This window comes from Enterobacter sp. JBIWA003 (genome assembly GCF_019968825.1).
Taxonomy (GTDB): domain Bacteria; phylum Pseudomonadota; class Gammaproteobacteria; order Enterobacterales; family Enterobacteriaceae; genus Enterobacter; species Enterobacter quasiroggenkampii.
In genome coordinates this window covers 2580544-2599784 of the sequence record NZ_CP074170.1, presented here as the reverse complement: position 1 = coordinate 2599784, position 19241 = coordinate 2580544, and the positions used below count along the sequence as shown (strand labels likewise).

Genomic DNA, 19241 nt, shown 5'->3' with positions numbered 1-19241 from the left:
GCGGTTCAGTCCTTTATAAAACTCACCGCGCTGTATAGAATTACCGCAGCCACAGCGACGGGATACCACACGATGACCGGAAGAGTTGATTATCAGATTGAAAAATATCTCCTGACCGAAGCCGCCGAACCGGAGCGCCTGACGCGCCAGTGGGCGGAGGTGCTGGAGGAGTGCCGTGAGCAACAGTCCGGTGCGGAGGATCGTCTGCGTCTCGCGTTGCTTAATGTGGACTACGTCACCAGCTTCGAGCTGCCCTTCAGGCTGCTTCTCACCCGTGCGCCCCAGTTGATTGATGCTGTCAGAAAAGAGCTTCAGCTCAGTCAGAAAAATGTTCTGTTCAATGGCAAGCGCTTTGGCTGCGTCTACAGCCTTAAACGGGATCTGGACGGTATACCTGACGAGTTTACCTATCATCTGAAGACGCGGATCCAGCGCAGTGACGCCACGGGTGCGACGGAAGCGTCTTACCGGCAAATTGCCCAGCAGGTGAAAGCGCCAAAGGAGCGCCTCAAACTGGCGCTGGAAAACGGGCTGTCTGTGACCGCGCTCGACGGGCTTTTCTGGTTTGGCATTCAGCGCATCGCGGCTGATGTACAACGGTTACGCAAAACAGGGATGCGGATCGTGACGTCCAACGCCGAGGTGTTCGATACGCTTACCAAAACAACCCGGCAGGTCCCGGTCTATCGCCTGGAAGGGACAGAAGTTACTTAACCTGCAGCAGGATCGCCATCAACCCCGGAAAGCGGGTATCCAGATCGTCTCGTCGCAATGAAATCATGTTTTCGCGTCCCTGCGGACGCTGCCAGATGACACCGCTGTCGCGCAATACGCGCCAGTGATGGGTCATCGTGGACTTCACCACATCCTCCGGGCGCAGCGCGTTGCAGCTCAGTTCGCTGCCATCGGCGAGCCGGCGAATAATCGATAGCCGGAGCGGGTTGCCGAGGGCAAAGAGCACATTTTCCAGCAGTATTTGTTCTGTTTCAGGGTGGTTAGGGATCATCGTTTTCCTGCGTATGGCATCAGATTGAGCTATATCAACAATAGGTCAACCCTTAAAAAATAGTTCGATAATACTCGTACAATAGGACTATTATAGCAAACGAACGAATGCACGACCATCCTGGTCGTCACAAACATGTCATAGTGACTAAGGAAATATCATGCCCCGACCCATCCCTCTCGAACGTTATCGCAACATCGGTATCTCCGCGCATATCGATGCCGGTAAAACCACCACCACCGAGCGCATCCTGTTTTATACCGGGATGAGCCACAAGCTGGGTGAAGTACACGATGGCGCGGCAACCACTGACTGGATGGCGCAGGAGCAAGAGCGCGGGATCACCATTACGTCCGCGGCGGTTAGCTGCTTCTGGCCAGGCATGGACAGAGGCTATGAACCGCACCGGATCAACATCATCGACACCCCGGGGCACGTGGACTTCACCATTGAGGTGGAGCGTTCCATGCGCGTACTCGACGGTGCCGTGATGGTGTATGACTCCGTGGGCGGCGTGCAGCCGCAGTCGGAAACCGTCTGGCGTCAGGCCAATAAATATCACGTTCCGCGTCTGGCCTTCGTCAACAAAATGGACCGTCCGGGCGCCGATTTCTTCCGCGTCGTGCGGATGATGCAGGAACGCCTGAAGGCTAATCCGGTGCCGATTGTCATCCCGGTGGGGGCCGAAGATCACTTCACCGGCGTGGTGGATTTGATCAAGATGCGCACCATTCTGTGGGACGACGCCACGCAGGGCATGGTGTTTACTTATGCGCCCGTGCCGGACGATTTGGTCAGTACCGCCCAGGAGTGGCGGGAAAAAATGGTCTCTGCGGCGGCGGAAGCCAGCGATGAACTGATGGACAAATACCTGGAAACCGGCGACCTGACGGAAGCGGAAATTATCAAAGGGCTGCGTATTCGCACCATTTCGGGCGAAATCCAGCCGATGCTGTGCGGCAGCGCGTTCAAAAACAAAGGTGTACAGCGCATGCTCGATGCGGTGATTGAGCTTATGCCGTCGCCGCTGGACGTGCCGGCCATTGATGGCGTGGATGAAAAAGGGCAGCACGCGGAGCGTCACCCGAGTGATGATGAGCCGTTCTCGGCTCTGGCGTTCAAGTTGATGAGCGACCCGTACGTCGGACAACTGACCTTTATCCGCGTGTACTCTGGCGTGCTGCGCAAAGGCGACGCGGTGTATAACCCGGTGAAAGGGAAGAAAGAGCGCATCGGGCGTATCGTGCTGATGCATGCCAACGATCGCCACGAGGTGGACGAACTGCGCGCCGGGGATATCGCGGCCTGCGTCGGGTTGAAAGACGTGACCACCGGTGACACGCTCACCGATCCGAACGCCGTCATTACGCTTGAGCGCATGGAGTTCCCGGATCCGGTGATTTCGCTGGCGATTGAGCCGAAAACCAAAGGCGATCAGGAGAAAATGGGCATTGCGCTGCAGCGCCTGGCGGCGGAAGACCCGTCTTTCCGCCTGCACACTGACGAGGAGTCCGGTCAGACCATTATCTCCGGGATGGGTGAGTTACACCTCGAGATTATCGTCGACCGCATGAAGCGTGAGTTTGGCGTCGAAGCAAATATCGGTCGTCCGCAGGTGACCTACCGTGAAACCCTGCGTAAAACGGTGAAGGATATCGAAGGCAAATTTGTCCGACAGTCCGGCGGTAAAGGCCAGTACGGTCATGTGGTGCTGAGCCTGGAGCCGCTGGAGCCTGGAAGTGGCTTTAAATTTGACGATGCCACTAAGGGCGGCGTGGTGCCGCGTGAGTATATTCCGTCCGTTGAGAAAGGGCTGCGGGAAGCGATGAACAGCGGCGTGCTGGCGGGCTATCCGGTCGTCGATGTTAAAGCGACGCTGACGTTTGGCTCGTATCACGACGTCGACTCCTCGGAGATGGCGTTCCGCATGGCGGCGATCCTCGGCTTTAAAGAGGGGGCCCGCAGGGCGGATCCGGTGATTCTTGAGCCGATCATGCACGTGGAGGTGGAAACACCGGAAGAGTACGCCGGTAACATCATGGGCGATCTCTCTTCCCGACGCGGCATGGTGCAGGGGATGGCAGAGCAGTACGGTAGCCAGATTATCCGCGCCGACGTACCGCTGGCAGAGATGTTTGGTTATGCCACGACATTGCGTTCGATGTCCCAGGGACGCGCGACGTATACGATGGAGTTCCATCATTTTGCGGAAGCCCCGCGGAATGTTGCGGATGAGATTATTTCACGGCGTGCGAAGTAGTTAATGAATTGCACATGGTAGTCGCTGGGCTACCATGTGCTTTTGCCGCTGTAGCAGAGGGCTTTCATAGACGTTTATTACTTGATCAGCGTGGCCGATCGAATTTTCCATTTCCCTTTTTCCTGAACGAGACAATCTGCTACAACGTGATCTTGTTTCTTACCAAATGCGATATAAACGTTTGTGCAAACGGCATCAAAATCAGAATGCAGAACGGTTATCTGATCCCAGTCCTCATCCCAGTCCTGCGCTTTAATGAACATATCAGCATCGGGCATGTCTTTTTCGTTACTGTCTCCTGAGTACATCTCCTTAATTGCATCAATTGTCCCGGAGGCAACGTATTCATTCATAATGTCTGGATTCAGCACTGGCGGTTTGTCCTGATTCAGCTGAGCGATATACCATTGATTGAATTTAAGCGCAGCCTGGCCTGGTGAAGATAGGCTATCTGCGACCGCGAAGGGAGACAGGGCAAAAAGGAAAAAGCAGAGTATTTTCATTAGTCGTGCCTGAACAGTTCGTAATGAGGCTGTATGTTTCGGTAAGCCTGTCCCGGATACAGGGTGCGTTGTACAAAATCGCTTATCCACTGCTGACCATCATAAATGCAAACGTGCCCGCTATCGTGACCCACTATATTTTGGATAACGGCTACGTCTCCAGCATGAGGTTGATCGTATACCAGGCGGAATCCAGCGTTGACCAATGTACGCCCCATATCTTTTGCCAGACGCGTATTGGGAATTTTTAATCTTCCCCCTGTTCTGATCGCTTCGGTGACGTAGCGAGCACAATAGCCGGTGCTCTTCGGTTGGGCGTGTGATTTGGCATAGGAGATTGCGCCATCTTTATTCCATGACATTGATATTTCCTTAACGGGAGAGTGCTAATGCAGCAACTCCGGAAATATCCTCCGTTTTACAACGCAAGAGTAAACATAAAATGCCATAGAAATTTAATATAATTCAGCCATATATGATTTAAACAATCAATCCAGCGCCTTCACCATCTTCCCGCTCGCCACAAACGTCCCGGCCCCAAGATGATGCAGAGTATTGAGCTTATCCCCGTCAAACTGCCAGCGTCCGGCGATAAACGCCCGTTCATCCGCTGCCGCTGAAACCACTTCGCCAAACAGCGTGTCGTATTTCTCTGCCGCGGAGGTCACGGGTAATAACCGGCATTCCATCCACGCCAGGCATTTCTCTTCAATGACCGGCAGGCCGAGCGCCGGGCCATTCACCACCGGGATCCCATAGCAGTTGAATTTGTCCTCATCGCGCCCGCTGACGCTGCCGACCGCGTAAGTCCAGTTGGCGGCCGCCACGCCGGGGATAACGATGCCAAATTTCCCGCTGCGTTCGATCAGCTCGCGTGACCAGGTACTTTTGTCCACCACGATTGCGATGCGCGGCGGTTCAAACTCAACGGGCATTGACCATGCGGCAGCCATAACGTTACGTCTGTCCAGGCTTTCATCGCGGCTGGTGATCAGCACGGTAGGGCCGTGGTTCAGCAGACGGCTGGCATGACGTAATTCAACAGGGCGAAAGTGGCTCATAGGATCTCCTCATCTGTAACGATGAGTATGACGAAAAAGCACGTAAATCAAAGTGAGTGCGTAAAATTAGTTTATAAACAGAACATCACAATCAAAGGAAACTGATGTATGTCCCCATTCCTGACCGACTACTTCGCTCGCATCGGCTGGACGCAACCGACACGGGTGGATATCGATACCCTGCGCGCGCTGCATTTACACCATAACTGTGCGATCCCTTTTGAGAATATTGACGTTGTGCTGCCGCGCGAAATCCAGCTTGACGATCGGTGTCTGGTCGACAAGCTGGTCACCGCCCGTCGCGGAGGATATTGCTTTGAGCAAAACGGCCTGTTTGAGCGGGTATTGCGTGAAGTCGGCTTCACGGTACGCAGCGTGCTGGGACGCGTGGTATTAGCGAGCCCGCCGCAAATGCCGCCGCGCACGCACCGCCTGCTGCTGGTTGAGCTTAACGGCGAGCGCTGGATTGCGGACGTGGGGTTTGGCGGCCAGACGCTGACGGCGCCAATTCGTCTGCTCGCCAGTGAGGAACAGGAAACGCCGCACGGCCTGTATCGTCTGCTGAGCGAGGGTAACGACTGGGTGCTGCAGTTCCGTCACCACGAGCACTGGCAGTCGATGTACCATTTCGACCTGACGACACAGTATTTCAGTGATTACGTGATGGGGAATTTCTGGTCGGCGCACTGGCCGCAGTCGCACTTCCGCCATCATCTGCTGATGTGCCGCCATCTGCCGGACGGCGGCAAGCTGACGCTGACCAACTTCAACTTTACCCACTGGCAGAACGGTCACGTGGAGGAGCAGGTTCACTTACCGGATGCTGAGGCGCTTTACCAGTTGATGCAGAAACGCTTTGGGCTGGGCGTTGACGACCCTAAGCACGGTTTTTCACTCGCAGAATTGACGGCGGTGATGGCGGGCTTTGATACGCACCCTCAGGCCGGGAAATAATGCGCAAAGAGGTGGGCTGTAGGCCGGGTAAGGCGAAGCCGCCACCCGGCACCATCACTGCTGAGACGGGGTAGTAAACAATTCGAGCGTGATTAACTTATCCAGATGATTGTTAAACGCGACCTCATCCATTTCGGGCATGTTTAAGATATACATCCCGTCAAGACCACACACCAGACCAATCAAGCGCCAGGCGATATTTTCCGCCCGATCGCCGGGACGAAATACCCCGGCCTCCGTTCCCGCGTTAATCAGCGCCACCGTTTCCTGATGCCACATCTCCATGGTCATCACATAGGCACCCTTAATGTCGGCATCACGGCTGGCCAGGATCTGCGCTTCACGCCAGAGACGAATATAAGGCTCGAACCTGCCGTCATCGCTGCCGAGCATGGCATGAAGCTGTTCCCGCCATCCGGCCTGTTCACCCGCAACATCCGCATCCAGCAGTTCGCGGATTAACCGTACGAAGGCCAGCGATTTTAACTCCCCGCCGGAGGTAAAATGATGGTGAACCTGTCCGGTCGCGACGCCGGCTTCAGCCGCAACGCGGCGTACCGTCATTGCCGCCAGTCCTTCGGCCAGCGCCACGCGCATGGCTGCCTGTAAGATGGCTTCGCGCCGTTCATCCTTGCTCAGATATCGCATCGTTACTCACTCTCAATGGGAACGAAACGAGTGTAACAAAAAGCTGGACACGCGTTCAACTTTACGTAGGATCGCAATCTGGACATGTGTCCAGGTTTAAAATGAAAAGGAAATTTATGTTTCGTCAGTGGTTAGCGTTAGTGATTATCGTGCTGGTGTATATCCCGGTCGCGATTGACGCGACGGTGCTGCACGTGGCGGCGCCAACATTGAGCATGACGCTGGGCGCCAGCGGTAACGAATTATTGTGGATCATCGATATCTACTCGCTGGTGATGGCGGGGATGGTGCTGCCGATGGGCGCCCTGGGTGACCGCATCGGTTTTAAACGGCTGTTGATGATCGGCAGTACGCTGTTTGGCCTGTCATCGCTGGCGGCTGCGTTTGCCCCCTCAGCAGGATGGCTGGTCTCGGCGCGCGCCTCGCTGGCGATCGGAGCGGCGATGATTATTCCGGCCACCCTGGCAGGGATCCGCACGCTTTTTACCGACGCGAAAGATCGCAACATCGCGCTCGGCGTCTGGGCGGCGGTCGGTTCCGGCGGGGCGGCGTTTGGCCCGCTGATTGGCGGTATGCTGCTGGAGCATTTTTACTGGGGATCGGTGTTTTTAATCAACGTGCCGATCGTGCTGGTGGTGGTGTCGCTGGCCGCGCGTTTTGTGCCCCGTCAGCAGGGCCGCCCGGAGCAGCCGCTGAATATCAGCCATGCCATCATGCTGATTGTGGCGATTTTGCTGCTGGTCTACAGCGCCAAAACCGCGCTTAAGGGCGTACTGTCGCCGTGGCTGGTGGTCGCCGCGCTGGTTACCGGCTCGCTGCTGTTGTTTATCTTTGTGCGTATTCAGCTTCGTGCCCGCGTACCGATGATCGATATGCGTCTCTTCTGCCATCGCATTATTCTGAGCGGCGTGGTGATGGCGATGACCGCCATGATTGCCCTGGTCGGGTTTGAGTTGCTGATGGCCCAGGAGCTGCAGTTTGTCCATGGTTTTACGCCGTTCGAGGCGGGCATGTTTATGCTCCCGGTAATGGTGGCTAGCGGGTTCAGCGGACCGATTGCCGGTGTGCTGGTGGGCCGTCTGGGGCTACGCATTGTCGCGGCGGGGGGCATGGGGCTCAGCGCCGTCAGCTTTATCGGCCTGTCGACGCTCGACTTCAGCACGCAGCAGTGGCAGGCGTGGGGGCTGATGGTGCTGCTCGGCTTCAGTGCCGCCAGCGCGCTGCTGGCCTCGACTTCCGCCATTATGGCTGCCGCGCCGAAGGAGAAAGCCGCCGCTGCAGGGGCGATTGAAACCATGTCCTATGAGCTGGGGGCCGGGCTGGGGATCGCCATTTTTGGTCTGCTGTTGACCCGCAGCTTCTCGGCGTCGATTGACCTGCCGCAGGGGCTGAATGCCTCGCTCATCGATAAAGCCTCGTCATCGATTGGGGAAGCGATGAAGGTGGCGCAGGATCTGACGCCGTCCCTGGCGGAGCCGTTGATTGAGGCGGCGAAAAGTGCGTTTATTACCTCCCACAGCGTGGCGCTGGGCAGTGCGGGCGGCATGCTGCTGTTGTTGGCAGTGGGGATCTGGTTTAGCCTGGCGAAGGTCAATCCGCAGTAAACCGCGCGGTAAAACAGAGGCAGCGGTTGGCGCGGGCGGGGCAGATGAGCTATGTTTTTTAAAGGATTATCTGACTCTTGCTGAAAAATATGAGCCCGCGCCACAGCAGTGAACCGTCCCAACCTCTCTCCCGGTTAACCCTGCTTGCAGGGGGCGCGCTGGGTGTTGTTTTTGGTGATATCGGCACCAGCCCGCTTTATACCTTCCGGACGGTGCTTTCGCTCTCTGAGCATGACCCGACGCCTGACGTCATCCTGGGCCTGCTCTCCCTGATTACCTGGACGCTCATCCTGGTGACCTCCATTAAGTATGCCGCCTTCGCCATGCGAATTGATAATCATGGCGAGGGGGGCATTATGGCTCTGATGTCGCTTCTGGTGGAAAAAGGCAAAGGCGGTCGCTGGGTCATTTTTGCCGCCCTAATTGGCGCCGCGTTGATATACGGTGACGGCGCGATTACCCCGGCCATCTCCGTGCTTTCCGCCCTGGAAGGGCTGGAGATGGTCATTCCGGAGTCCCAGCCGTACATCTTACCCCTCACGGTTGCGGTGTTGCTGGCGCTGTTCCTGATCCAGCCTTTTGGTACCGCCCGCATAGGGAAGATATTTGGCCCGGTGATGGCGCTGTGGTTCCTGGCGATTGCGGCCCTGGGCGTGCGGGGGATCGTTCAGCACCCCTCGGTACTGTTGGCCCTTAATCCTGCTTACGGCATCGCGTTTTTGTTTTCGAACGGGTACACCAGCTTCCTGGTCCTGGGGGGCGTATTTCTCTGCGTGACGGGTGCCGAGGCGCTGTACGCCGATATGGGGCATTTCGGTAAAAAGCCCATCTGGTTTGCCTGGTACGGCGTCGTCTTCCCTTCGCTGCTGCTCAACTATGCTGGTCAGTCAGCATTGATTCTGGCCGGTGCCGACAGCAAACAAAATCTATTCTATACGCTCTGTCCACCAGCGCTGCAGGTGCCGCTCATCATTCTTGCCGCACTGGCGACGATCATTGCCAGTCAGGCGATTATTACCGGCGCTTTTTCCATGACGCGTCAGGCGATTCAGCTCGGCTGGTTACCCCGGCTACGCATCAAACAGACGGCGGCAGAAAGCTACGGTCAGATCTATATCGGGATAATAAACTGGCTGCTGATGGTGGTGACGATAGGGCTGGTGGTGTTCTTTAAATCCTCCGACAAGCTTGCCGCGGCGTACGGCATTGCCGTGTCGTTAACCATGCTGATGACGACAGGACTGCTGTTTGTCGCTATGCGGGAAGTATGGCGCTGGAGCCTGTTCAGCAGCGGGATCATCGCCCTCTGTTTCCTGACGATCGATGCCACCTTCTTATTTGCCAATCTGATTAAGGTCCTTGAGGGCGGCTACATCCCGCTGCTGATGGCCGCCGCCATTTGTACGGTGATGCTGATCTGGCATCGCGGCGTGCAGGCGGTATCCGCGTCGGTGGGCGAGAAGGGCGTCAGCGTGGATGCGTTCTTTGCCCAGCTTCAGCAAAAAACGGTGCCCAGAGTGACGGGCTCTGCCGTCTTTTTGACCCGCACGCAGAACAATATCCCACCGGTAATGCGCTGGCATGTCGCGCGAAACCGGGCGCTACAGCAGGACGTGTTGTCGCTGACCATTGATATTCTTAACGTGCCCTACGTCGGAGAAGAGCAGCGTATCAGGGTGGAGCAGCGCGCGCCGGGCTACTGGCACGGCGTAGCGCAATATGGCTTTATGGAACACCCGGACATCCCGCGTTTGTTGCAGGGCGTCAGCGAGATTAACGCAATTTTTGCCACGGACGACGCCACCTGGTATGTCGGGCATGAAACCATTGTGGCAGGCGAAGGCGGGGCCGGTATGGCGGCCTGGCAACGACACATTTTTGCCTTCATGAAGCGAAACTGCACGCACGTCATCAACCACTACCACCTTCCCAGCGATCGGGTGGTTGAAATCAGCCGCCGCGTTGCCGTCTAGCGTCGCGCGAAAGCAGGGGCTGCTTTCGCGCCGTTCTAGCTCTCCTGGGCCGCGGACAGGACGCTGTGCAACAGCACGTTCGCCCCTTTCTCGGACCACTCAGGGAGGATCCTTTCCGCTTCGTTATGGCTGATGCCTTTCACGCAGGGGATAAAGATCATGCTGGCAGGGGCAATGTTGCTGACATAGCAGGTGTCATGTCCCGCACCCGAGACCATCGGTTTTGACGAATAGCCCAGTTCTGCCACCGCCTTCTCCGTTCGAGCCAGACATTTTGCATCAAACGCGATGGGCGCGTAGTCAAAAATGCGCTCAACGAGAGCCGACACGCCGCGCAGGCTCAGGCTTTCAGCTACCTTATGCAGCGCTGCCTCCATGGCTTCCAGTGCCGCCTGCGCCGGATGGCGAAACTCCACGCTGCATACCACGCGAGACGGCACGACGTTGCGCGAGTTTGGCGTAACCTGCGCCATACCGATCGTCGCGCGTCCGTCCGGCGCATGCCGATAGCCAATCTCTTCCACCTTCAGCGCCAGCTCCGCGAAGGCGGTCAGCGCGTCGCGGCGGCTGTGCATCGGCGTGGTGCCCGCGTGGGCGGCAAATCCGTCCAGCGTCAGGGTAAACCAGCGCTGGCCCATTGCCGCGCGGACGAGCCCGATATCCAGGGCTTCGTCTTCCAGAATCGGTCCCTGTTCGATGTGCAGCTCGTAGCAGGCGTGAACCGGAAACGCGCGGGCAGGGGCTTCACCCCGGTAGCCAATGCTATCCAGCGCTTCACCCACAGTGATACCATCGTGATCGGCGCGGGCATGGGCGTACGCTTCGCTAAACTGCCCCGTCCAGACCCCTGAAGCGAGCATGGCTGGCGCGAAGCGCGCGCCTTCTTCGTTGGTCCAGTTCACCAGCACGATGTCACGCTCCGTCTCAACGTGATGGTCATTGAGGGTACGCAGCAGCTCCAGCCCGGCCAGCACGCCGTAAACCCCGTCGTAGTTCCCCCCCAGCGGCTGGGTATCCACGTGTGAACCGGTCATGACCGGGGCAAGCTGCGGGTTTTTTCCCGCGCGGCGGATAAACATATTGCCCATGCTGTCGACGTCACAGGTAAAACCTGCGTCCAGCGCCCAGTCGCGCAGCAGGTCACGCGCAATACGATCTTCCTCGCTTAATGCCAGACGGGTGACGCCACCGGCGGGCGTGCCGCCGATCTGCGCCATCATCTCAAGCGTTGACCACAGCCGTTCGGCGTTGACGCGAATCATGGCTTGTCCTTGCTGCTGCGGTAGCGGAAATCACAGCACGCACCGCCTTGCATAATGGTAGTGGTGCGAGTTAGCTCAACGTCCGGCGCATAGCCAACGATGAATTTTTCATCGCGCGCGCAGGAGAGCAGGTGGCCAATCTCGCCCAGCCCCATCTCGTGATACATCTCGGCGTAGCGACAGCGGGTCACGTTGTAGTTGTACTGCTGGTCGTCGGCGTCGATCACCTTCACGTCCAGGGCGTTATCTTTCTCCCACAGATACTGCAGGGCGATAAAGCTCTTGATGTTCGCGCCGTTGGGTTCTTTGCTGGCAAACGCTTTGCCAGCGTCAATCGCGGCCTGCTCAATGGCCTCGCCAATCACCGCCTGGGCGCGGGCTTTCCCTATCTCGCGCACCAGGATTTCATAAATTGGCTTAATAATTTCGGCTTCAATTTTGCGGCGGGCGAGAATGCCCAGCTCGTTATTATCACTCATCACATTGCCTCGCTGCGTTACTTCGCTTTTGCGCCGCCCAGCACGGTCTGCGGCTGCCATTTGCCGTCGACAACCTTGTAGACCGTGAACGACGGCGATTTCAGGTTGCCCTCTTTATCAAACGCGATCTGCCCGGTGACGCCGGAATAGCTGATGGCGCGCAGGGCAGGCAGATACTCGGAAGGCTCAACGGAGTCTGCTTTTTCCATCGCCGCAACCAGCACGCGGGTGGCGTCATAGGCGAACGGGGCGTGCAGTTCGATATGGGTGTGGTAGCGGGACTGATAGGCCTGTTCGAATGCCTTTCCACCCGGCATCTGGTCAACGGGCAGACCCGGCTCCAGCGCCACAACGCCTTCGCCTTCTTTTTGCGCCAGCTTCAGGAACGTCTGGCTGACGAATCCGCCTGCGCCCATCAGCGTGGCATTCATGCCCAGCTGTTTGATGCGGCGAGCCAGCGGTGCGGCCTGGCTGTCGACGCCGCCGAAGAAGATTAGATCGGCGTTTTTACTGCGGATGGCGGTCAGCACGGCGCTGAAATCGACCGTTTTGTCATCCACGTACTGACGATCGACAATTTTCACGCCCTGGGCTTCCAGCGATTTAATAAACTGGTCTGCAAGCCCCTGACCAAATGCGGTGCGGTCGTCGATCACCGCAATGCGTTTGGCTTTCAGGGTATTGACCGCATACTGACCGGCGAGCTGGCCGCCGTCATCGTCGTGTCCCATCACGCGGAAGCTGGTATCAAAACCTTGTTGCGTATAGGCGTGACCGGTCGCGACCGGTGCCACCTGGGCGATGCCTGCATCGTGATAAATGCGGGCCGCAGGAATGCTGGTGCCGGTGTTCCAGTGGCCGACCACGCCCGCCACATCGCTGTCCACCAGACGCTGCGCGACGGCCACGGCGGTGCGCGGGTCGGACTGATCGTCTTCGGACTGCAGTTTGAAGGTGACCGCTTTGCCGCCGATAGTCGGGTGCTGCTTATTAATGTCGTCAATGGCCAGCTGCGCGCCGTTCTCCAGATCTTTCCCGATACGGGCAGATGGGCCGGTCAGCGGGCCTGCCAGACCGATGACCACGGTTTCACCGTCGGCAGCCCAGACTCCAGTAGAGGCAACACTACTGAGCAGAATAGCGGCGCTGAGCGCACTGATTTTTACTGTTTTCATTGTATTTCCCTGATGTTGGCTGGTGTGGTTAAACGGGCATTTCGCCCAAATAAATCTGTGCAATCTGGTCGTCGTTAAGCAGCGCAGTCGATTCGCCATGATGAACAATGCTGCCGCTGTCCATCACCCACGCGCTGTCGGTCACTTCCAGCGCGAGCCGGGCGTTTTGTTCAATAAGCAGCAGGGCGACACCGCGCTCACGCAGCCCGGCGATCACGTCAAAAATGTTCTCGACCATCTTCGGGGCAAGGCCCATCGAAGGTTCGTCGAGGATCAGCAGACGCGGGCGGCTGAGCAGGGCGCGGTTAAGGGCCAGCAGCTGTTGCTCACCACCGGACAACAGCCCGGCAAGCTGATGCTGGCGTTCGCCCAGACGCGGGAAGCGCTCGAATATCTCGTTCATCTCGCGCTTAACGGTGACAGTGTCACGCCTTAGCCAGGCGCCCATCTGCAGGTTTTCCAGTACCGTCATGCGGGAGAAGATCCCGCGCCCCTCCGGGACCATCACCAGTCCGTCGCGAAGCAGGGTCTCTGGGCTCTGTTTACGCACCGCTTTACCGCTGAATTCAATACTGCCGCTAAAGCTTTCCAGCCCGGTAATGGCGCGTACGGTGGAGCTTTTCCCCGCGCCGTTCGCGCCGATCAGCGTAGCCTGTTCGCCCTCGCGCAGGGTAAAGGAGACGTCGCGTACGGCCTGAATGCCGCCGTAATGCACGTCCAGACGTTCTACCTTCAGTAATTCAGACATGGGCGTTGCCTCCAAGCCAGGCGGCGATCACTGCCGGATCGCGCCGCACGTTTTCCGGCGTGCCGCTGGCAAGCGTTTTGCCGTAATCAAGGACCGTCAGGCGGTCGCAGATGCCCATCACCAGCTTGACGTCATGTTCAATCATCAGCAGGGTTTTGCCGTCATCGCGGATGCGGATGAGCAGCTCGCCGAGCGCCACTTTTTCCGCCGCGTTCATCCCGGCGGCGGGTTCGTCCAGCGCCAGCAGCAACGGATCTGTTGCCAGCGCGCGGGCGATTTCCAGGCGACGCTGATGGCCATAGGCCAGATCGCAGGCGCGATAGTGGGCGAACTGCGCAATGCCGGTATAGTCCAGCCAGTGCCAGGCCAGTTCGCGGGTCTGTTTCTCTTCCTCACGGGCGCGTTTGTGGCGGCTCAGCGCGGCCCACAGGCCGTTACGGGTGCGCACGTGGCGGCCCACCATCACGTTTTCCAGTACCGACATGTCGTTGAAGAGGCGCACGTTCTGGAAGGTGCGCGCAATCCCGGCGGCGGTCACTTTCTCTATGTGTTTTGGGAAATAGGGCTTATCCGCTATCGAAAACTCGCCGCTGTCCGCCGGATAAAGGCCGGTGATGAGGTTAAAGCAGGTGGTTTTTCCCGCGCCGTTGGGACCGATCAGCCCGTAGATCTCGCCTCTGTTCACGGTTAAGGAAACATCATCTACAGCAGTCAGCCCGCCGAAGCGTTTTGTCATGTTGCGTACGGTTAACAGGCTCATACCTTCGCCTCCTTGTGGCGTACCGGCCAGATTCCGGACGGGCGTACCAGCATGACCAGCACCAGTGCCAGACCGTAAAACAGCTGGCGCAGCACTTCCGGGTCAATCAGCACCGTACCGAACAGCGCCTGCTGAACCGGCGCTGCCTGGCTGCGAAGCAGTTCCGGCAGGGCGGTAAGCAGTACCGCGCCCAGGATCACGCCCGGAATGTGCCCCATGCCGCCCAGCACCACCATCGCCAGTACGGCAATCGATTCCTGTAACGTGAAGGATTCCGGGGAGACAAAGCCCTGAAACGCGCCGAAAAGCGCACCCGCCACGCCGCCAAAGGAGGCGCCCATCGCAAAGGCGAGCAGCTTATAGTTACGCACGTTGATGCCCATCGCGCGCGCCACATCTTCATCCTCGCGGATGGCGTGCCAGGCGCGACCAATGCGGGAATGCTGCAGGCGCAGGCAGACAAAAATAATCGCCACAATGACCAGCATCAGCAGGTAGTACCACAGCCACAGGGCAGGCACTTTGAAACCAAACCAGTGGTATACGCCGCTGAACTTCAGGCCGAACAGGTTCAACGTATCCACCCCGGTAATGCCCTTTGCGCCGTTGGTAATGTTTACCGGACGGTCGAGGTTACGCATCAGGATGCGGATAATTTCGCCAAAGCCGAGGGTCACTATCGCCAGGTAGTCCCCGCGCAGCTTGAGCGTAGGAGCACCGAGTAAAATCCCGCAGACTGCCGCGACGAGGGCGGCCAGCGGAATAATGAGCAGATACGAGGTGTGTAGCCCGTCCGGGAACCAGACGCCGAGGATCGGAAACACCTCCAGCAGGTGTGGGGAGGCCATCAGTGCCGCGAGGTAGGCGCCGACCGCGTAAAAGGCGATAAAGCCCATGTCCAGCAGGCCGGTATAGCCGACCACAATATTAAGCCCGAGCGCCAGCATGATGTAGAGCAGGGCGAAGTCGATGACGCGCACCCAGTAGTTGCCGCCAAGCTGCGTGGCCATCACGGGAGCAATCAGCAGCGCAAGGCAGAACAGGCTCATGCCTGACCAGAATTTGCGTGTCGTCACCGGGGTCTGGAGTTGAAGTGTTGTCATGGTATTCCTTACGCCCTGTGCGCCACGCGCTCGCCCAGCAGGCCAGCCGGACGGAAGACCAACACCAGGATTAGCACCATAAAGGCAAAGACATCCTGATAGTTGCTGCCAAATACGCCATGGGTCAGTTCACCCAGGTAACCTGCGCCCAGCGCTTCGATAATGCCGAGCAGGATGCCGCCAATCATGGCGCCACGAATGTTACCAATGCCCCCCAGCACGGCGGCGGTAAAGGCCTTGATCCCAGGCAAAAAGCCCATCGAGAAGCTGGCGTTACCGTAATTGCTGGCCATCATCACGCCTGCCAGCGCGGCAAACGCCCCGCCAATGGCAAACGTCAGGGTGATGATGGCGTTTGGGTTAACCCCCATCAGCGTGGCCACGCGTGGGTTTTCCGCCACGGCGCGCATGCCGCGCCCCAGACGGGTGTATTCCACCAGCAGCCAGAGCCCGGTCATCACAGCCAGCGCCAGCGCCACGGTGACAATGCCGGTAACGGTCACGATGGCGGGCGGGTGCGTTTCACTTCCAGACGTCACGGCAATCGGATCCATAGGCAGGATCTGCGGGAACATCAGCGGGTTGCGCGTCCAGATAATCATCGCCACGGTTTGCAGCAGGACGGAGACGCCGATACCCGAGATCAGCGGCGCGAGCCGCGGGGCGTTGCGCAGTCGACGATAGGCTAAGCGTTCCACGGCCATCGCCAGCACGGCGCAAACGGCCATGGCAATCATCAGGGCAATGCCAAGCTGCAACAGCAGCGGCATATGCGGGAAGGTGGTGTTCAGAGCGTTCATGGCGGAGAGCGTGCTGAGCGCGCCGACCATCAGAATATCGCCGTGAGCAAAGTTAATAATGCGCAAAATGCCATACACCATGGTATAGCCCAGCGCGATCAGCGCGTAGATGCTTCCCAGCATCACACCGTTGATCAGTTGTTGTATGAGTGTATCCAACGTCTGTACCCGCAAAGTGCTCGTTCTGCGGCTACCATCCAATAAATGAATTAAATTGTAAAATACGCATCTATTATTTCTTATGATAAATAAATATTGTTTTATCTTTATGATTTATATGAAAATAGTTTATGCCTGCTTTTGGGTGAAAAGCCTAAAGAAATCAACATATGAATAAAACAGAACAATTGGCGAATCTGGCGGCGTATGCAGAAAGCCGCCTGGCAAACGATCCGCCGCTTCGGGCCGTACGTGCCTTTGAGGCCATCGCCCGGCTGGGCAGCGTCACGCTGGCCGCACAGGAGCTGAATATCTCTCCGTCGGCCGTCAGCCATCAGCTCAAGGTGCTCGAAGGATACCTGCAAATGCCGCTCACGGAACGTCAGGGGCGCAGGCTGGTGCTGAGCCAGCACGGGCGGGAATATTACCGCTCGATCCGTGCGGCCTTTAACGTGCTGCGCCAGGCGACGGAGCACCTGGCGGAGCAGGCGCAAACGCGTCAGGTCACCATCAGCCTGATCCCGCTTTTTGGTATGGGGTGGTTTATCCCACGTTTGCCTGCGTTTATGCGCGCCAATCCCCAAACCGAGATCAACGTGGTGTATGCCAACCACCGTAACTATCTGAGCGACGCGTCGGATATGTCGATTCGTTTTGGCAACGGGCAGTGGGCGGGCTATCAGAGTGAAAAGCTGATTTCCGGTCAGATGGTGCCGGTGTGCAGCCGTGCGTTTTTACGCATTCATGGCCATATCGATACGCCTGAGCAGTTGCTGCAAATGCCGCTCCTGCACGATGAAGAGCGCACGAGCTGGACGCAGTGGTTTTTGTTGCAGGGGGTAAAACGTCCTCTCCGGCGCAGCGGCCCGCTGTTTGAAGACGGACTGTTGACGCTGGCGGGCGTACAGGCTGGTCTGGGCTGTGCGCTAATGCGTGAGCCGCTGATTGCGCCGTATCTTGAGAGCGGCGAGCTGGTGAAGATCTTTGACCTACCGATTGATGACGGACGCGATTATTACCTCTGCGTGCGTTCAGATTCAGAGATGACCGAGGACGGCAAGCTGCTGCAAACCTGGCTGCGTCGGGCGGCGGGCCATGAATAAGCGCCCTGAATAGAAAAAAGGCCAGCGATAATCGCCGGCCTTTTGTCCTGAAACATCTTAGAACTGGTAGGTCAGACCTACAGCAACGATGTTGTCGGTAGCCACTTTAGCATCTTTGGTGAACTTGCTGTCATCAACAAGGTTGATTTTGTAATCAACGTAGGTAGACATGTTTTTGTTGAAGTAGTAGCTCGCGCCAACGTCAACGTATTCAACCAGATCCTGGTCGCCGTAAGAACCGATGTCTTTACCTTTGGATTTCAGATAAGCGATGGATGGACGCAGACCGAAGTCGAACTGGTACTGAGCCACAACTTCGAAGTTCTGTGCTTTGTTCGCCACGTGACCGTTACCGAATGCCGTCATGTTGCGGGTTTCAGAGTAAGTGGTTGCCAGGTAGATGTTGTTGGCATCGTACTTCAGACCTGCAGCCCATACTTCTGCGTTCTCACCACCTGCATTCAGGTTGCTTGCAGCACGAACCTGACGGTCAGTACGGTCAGATTTCGCGTAGGCTGCACTTGCAGCAAATCCATCAAACTCATAGCTGGAAGACAGACCCCAGCCGTCACCGTTGGATTCGGTGATATCGGTACGGTCGTTTTTACCCTGGTACTGTGCTGCAAAGTTCAGACCATCAACCAGGCCAAAGAAGTCGGTGTTACGGTAGGTTGCAACGCCAGTGGTACGGCCAGTCATAAAGCCATCGGTCTGGGTCCAGGTATCGCCGCCGAACTCTGGCAGAACGTCAGTCCATGCGCCGACGTCGTAAGCAACACCGTAGTTACGACCATAGTCGAAAGAACCGAATTCGTTGAATTTCAGACCTGCAAACGCCAGACGCGTTTTGTTACCGTCAGAACCCTGAGCTTCGGAGCGGTTGCCCTTGAACTCATATTCCCACTGGCCGTAACCGGTCATCTGGTCGTTAATCTGCGTTTCGCCTTTGAAGCCCAGACGAACGTAAGTTTTGTCGCCGTCGTTGTTTGTATCATCTGAGAAATAGTGCAGACCTGTCACTTTACCGTACAGATCCAGCTTGTTACCGTCTTTGTTGTAAATTTCGGCAGCGTTAACAACGCCTGCTGCCAGCATGGAAGTGACTGCCACTGCAACTAATTTAAGTTTCATCTTAAATGTTCCTTATAATTTTTTTGGGTATTTCCTGAACCACTTTGAACGATTTCTAAACGAGGCTGTTCGTCAATGGCATGCTATTCTTAAAAATCTCGTAGTCTTATTTCAATAATAAGTTTCAAAATATTAGAGATAATTTCAATTAGTGTGATCTCGATCGTGTGGGAAGGGTGATATTCAAACAATATGAGCGGAATTTATACGATTAATATGTATTTAATGCGTGGGATTATTGCTGTCGCTATAATTTCTGAAGGTTTTAGTATCGTGCGTTAGATTTCGGTATGTTCGAGGGGTTGAGGCGGGTTCTATTACTTTTTTTCTTTAAAATTAGTGGGTTGGTCTGAATATTCGACGGCTATTCCGCATATTTCAATAAATGTGTCAGATCTGAATTATTGCAGTCATGGCTATCCATGGCGTTAATATTGATGGTTGACTAATTTCATGTCGTTGTCAGTTTATGTCAATTCCTTTCAGGGGGCTTTACAGATAACAGCAAATAT

General features: G+C 56.8%; 19 protein-coding genes. 6 read left to right on the top strand and 13 right to left on the bottom strand.

Annotated elements, in window-relative coordinates; genetic code table 11:
- The first annotated feature begins 72 nt into the window (after positions 1 to 72).
- Positions 73 to 714, top strand: a complete 642-nt coding sequence (locus tag KGP25_RS12495; RefSeq protein WP_045908811.1) for a helix-turn-helix domain-containing protein — start codon at positions 73 to 75, stop codon at positions 712 to 714.
- On the opposite strand, the gene KGP25_RS12490 is transcribed toward KGP25_RS12495, so the two are convergent.
- On the bottom strand, positions 707 to 1006 hold the full coding sequence (locus KGP25_RS12490) for a helix-turn-helix domain-containing protein (RefSeq protein WP_008501755.1): 300 nt from the start codon (positions 1004 to 1006) through the stop codon (positions 707 to 709). The genes KGP25_RS12495 and KGP25_RS12490 overlap by 8 nt on opposite strands.
- Before the next feature lie 160 nt (positions 1007 to 1166).
- On the opposite strand from KGP25_RS12490, the gene fusA reads away from it, so the two are divergent.
- Positions 1167 to 3266, top strand: a complete 2100-nt coding sequence (fusA, locus tag KGP25_RS12485) for an elongation factor G (protein ID WP_223539036.1) — start codon at positions 1167 to 1169, stop codon at positions 3264 to 3266.
- Between the two features lie 77 nt (positions 3267 to 3343).
- Here fusA and KGP25_RS12480 read toward each other — a convergent pair whose 3' ends face one another.
- From KGP25_RS12480 to KGP25_RS12470, 3 genes are all read right to left on the bottom strand, one after another.
- Positions 3344 to 3769 (bottom strand): DUF3828 domain-containing protein, encoded by a 426-nt coding sequence (locus KGP25_RS12480; RefSeq protein ID WP_223539035.1) that lies wholly within the window; start codon positions 3767 to 3769, stop codon positions 3344 to 3346.
- Positions 3769 to 4131, bottom strand: coding sequence for a CHAP domain-containing protein (locus tag KGP25_RS12475; protein ID WP_089600066.1), 363 nt, complete (start codon positions 4129 to 4131; stop codon positions 3769 to 3771). The genes KGP25_RS12480 and KGP25_RS12475 overlap by 1 nt, the downstream gene beginning before the upstream one ends.
- 126 nt (positions 4132 to 4257) lie before the next feature.
- Positions 4258 to 4830 carry a flavin reductase family protein gene (locus tag KGP25_RS12470; RefSeq protein WP_090392470.1) on the bottom strand — a complete coding sequence of 191 codons (573 nt, stop codon included), beginning with the start codon at positions 4828 to 4830 and terminating at the stop codon, positions 4258 to 4260.
- A gap of 108 nt (positions 4831 to 4938) precedes the next feature.
- On the opposite strand from KGP25_RS12470, the gene nhoA reads away from it, so the two are divergent.
- Positions 4939 to 5784: an N-hydroxyarylamine O-acetyltransferase gene (gene nhoA / locus KGP25_RS12465; RefSeq protein ID WP_090392472.1), complete on the top strand. Its 846-nt coding sequence runs from the start codon at positions 4939 to 4941 to the stop codon at positions 5782 to 5784.
- 54 nt (positions 5785 to 5838) lie between these two features.
- Here the strand turns inward: nhoA and KGP25_RS12460 are convergent, their stop codons facing one another.
- Positions 5839 to 6432, bottom strand: a complete 594-nt coding sequence (locus tag KGP25_RS12460) for a TetR family transcriptional regulator (protein ID WP_045908807.1) — start codon at positions 6430 to 6432, stop codon at positions 5839 to 5841.
- Positions 6433 to 6548: 116 nt separating this feature from the next.
- On the opposite strand from KGP25_RS12460, the gene KGP25_RS12455 reads away from it, so the two are divergent.
- Together KGP25_RS12455 and KGP25_RS12450 are read left to right on the top strand one after the other, a co-directional pair.
- Entirely contained in the window at positions 6549 to 8036 is a 1488-nt protein-coding gene (locus KGP25_RS12455; protein ID WP_223539034.1) for an MFS transporter, read from the top strand.
- Positions 8037 to 8125: 89 nt separating this feature from the next.
- A complete protein-coding gene (locus KGP25_RS12450) occupies positions 8126 to 10009 on the top strand; it encodes a KUP/HAK/KT family potassium transporter (protein WP_048029934.1) in 1884 nt (627 codons plus the stop codon).
- Positions 10010 to 10044: 35 nt separating this feature from the next.
- On the opposite strand, the gene KGP25_RS12445 is transcribed toward KGP25_RS12450, so the two are convergent.
- The 7 genes from KGP25_RS12445 to KGP25_RS12415 are packed head-to-tail and all read right to left on the bottom strand — an operon-like array spanning position 10045 to position 16495.
- Positions 10045 to 11271, bottom strand: a complete 1227-nt coding sequence (locus KGP25_RS12445; protein ID WP_063621775.1) for a Zn-dependent hydrolase — start codon at positions 11269 to 11271, stop codon at positions 10045 to 10047.
- Complete coding sequence (locus KGP25_RS12440; protein ID WP_047071799.1) at positions 11268 to 11750, bottom strand: L-2-amino-thiazoline-4-carboxylic acid hydrolase; 483 nt, start codon at positions 11748 to 11750, stop codon at positions 11268 to 11270. The genes KGP25_RS12445 and KGP25_RS12440 overlap by 4 nt, the downstream gene beginning before the upstream one ends.
- Before the next feature lie 17 nt (positions 11751 to 11767).
- A complete protein-coding gene (locus KGP25_RS12435) occupies positions 11768 to 12925 on the bottom strand; it encodes a branched-chain amino acid ABC transporter substrate-binding protein (RefSeq protein WP_063621773.1) in 1158 nt (385 codons plus the stop codon).
- Between the two features lie 28 nt (positions 12926 to 12953).
- Positions 12954 to 13673 (bottom strand): ABC transporter ATP-binding protein, encoded by a 720-nt coding sequence (locus KGP25_RS12430; protein ID WP_063621771.1) that lies wholly within the window; start codon positions 13671 to 13673, stop codon positions 12954 to 12956.
- Entirely contained in the window at positions 13666 to 14433 is a 768-nt protein-coding gene (locus tag KGP25_RS12425) for an ABC transporter ATP-binding protein (protein WP_223539033.1), read from the bottom strand. Before KGP25_RS12425 ends, KGP25_RS12430 begins: the two co-directional genes overlap by 8 nt.
- Positions 14430 to 15536, bottom strand: coding sequence for an ABC transporter ATP-binding protein (locus KGP25_RS12420; protein ID WP_223539032.1), 1107 nt, complete (start codon positions 15534 to 15536; stop codon positions 14430 to 14432). Before KGP25_RS12420 ends, KGP25_RS12425 begins: the two co-directional genes overlap by 4 nt.
- 8 nt (positions 15537 to 15544) lie before the next feature.
- Positions 15545 to 16495, bottom strand: coding sequence for a branched-chain amino acid ABC transporter permease (locus KGP25_RS12415; protein ID WP_045908800.1), 951 nt, complete (start codon positions 16493 to 16495; stop codon positions 15545 to 15547).
- Positions 16496 to 16665: 170 nt separating this feature from the next.
- Here KGP25_RS12415 and KGP25_RS12410 point away from each other — a divergent pair, with 170 nt between their 5' ends.
- Entirely contained in the window at positions 16666 to 17598 is a 933-nt protein-coding gene (locus KGP25_RS12410; RefSeq protein ID WP_045908799.1) for a LysR substrate-binding domain-containing protein, read from the top strand.
- Positions 17599 to 17655: 57 nt separating this feature from the next.
- Here KGP25_RS12410 and ompC read toward each other — a convergent pair whose 3' ends face one another.
- The gene (gene ompC / locus KGP25_RS12405) at positions 17656 to 18729 is read right to left on the bottom strand and encodes a porin OmpC (RefSeq protein ID WP_021240201.1); all 1074 of its coding nucleotides are present in this window, start codon (positions 18727 to 18729) and stop codon (positions 17656 to 17658) included.
- Positions 18730 to 19241: the final 512 nt, after the last annotated feature.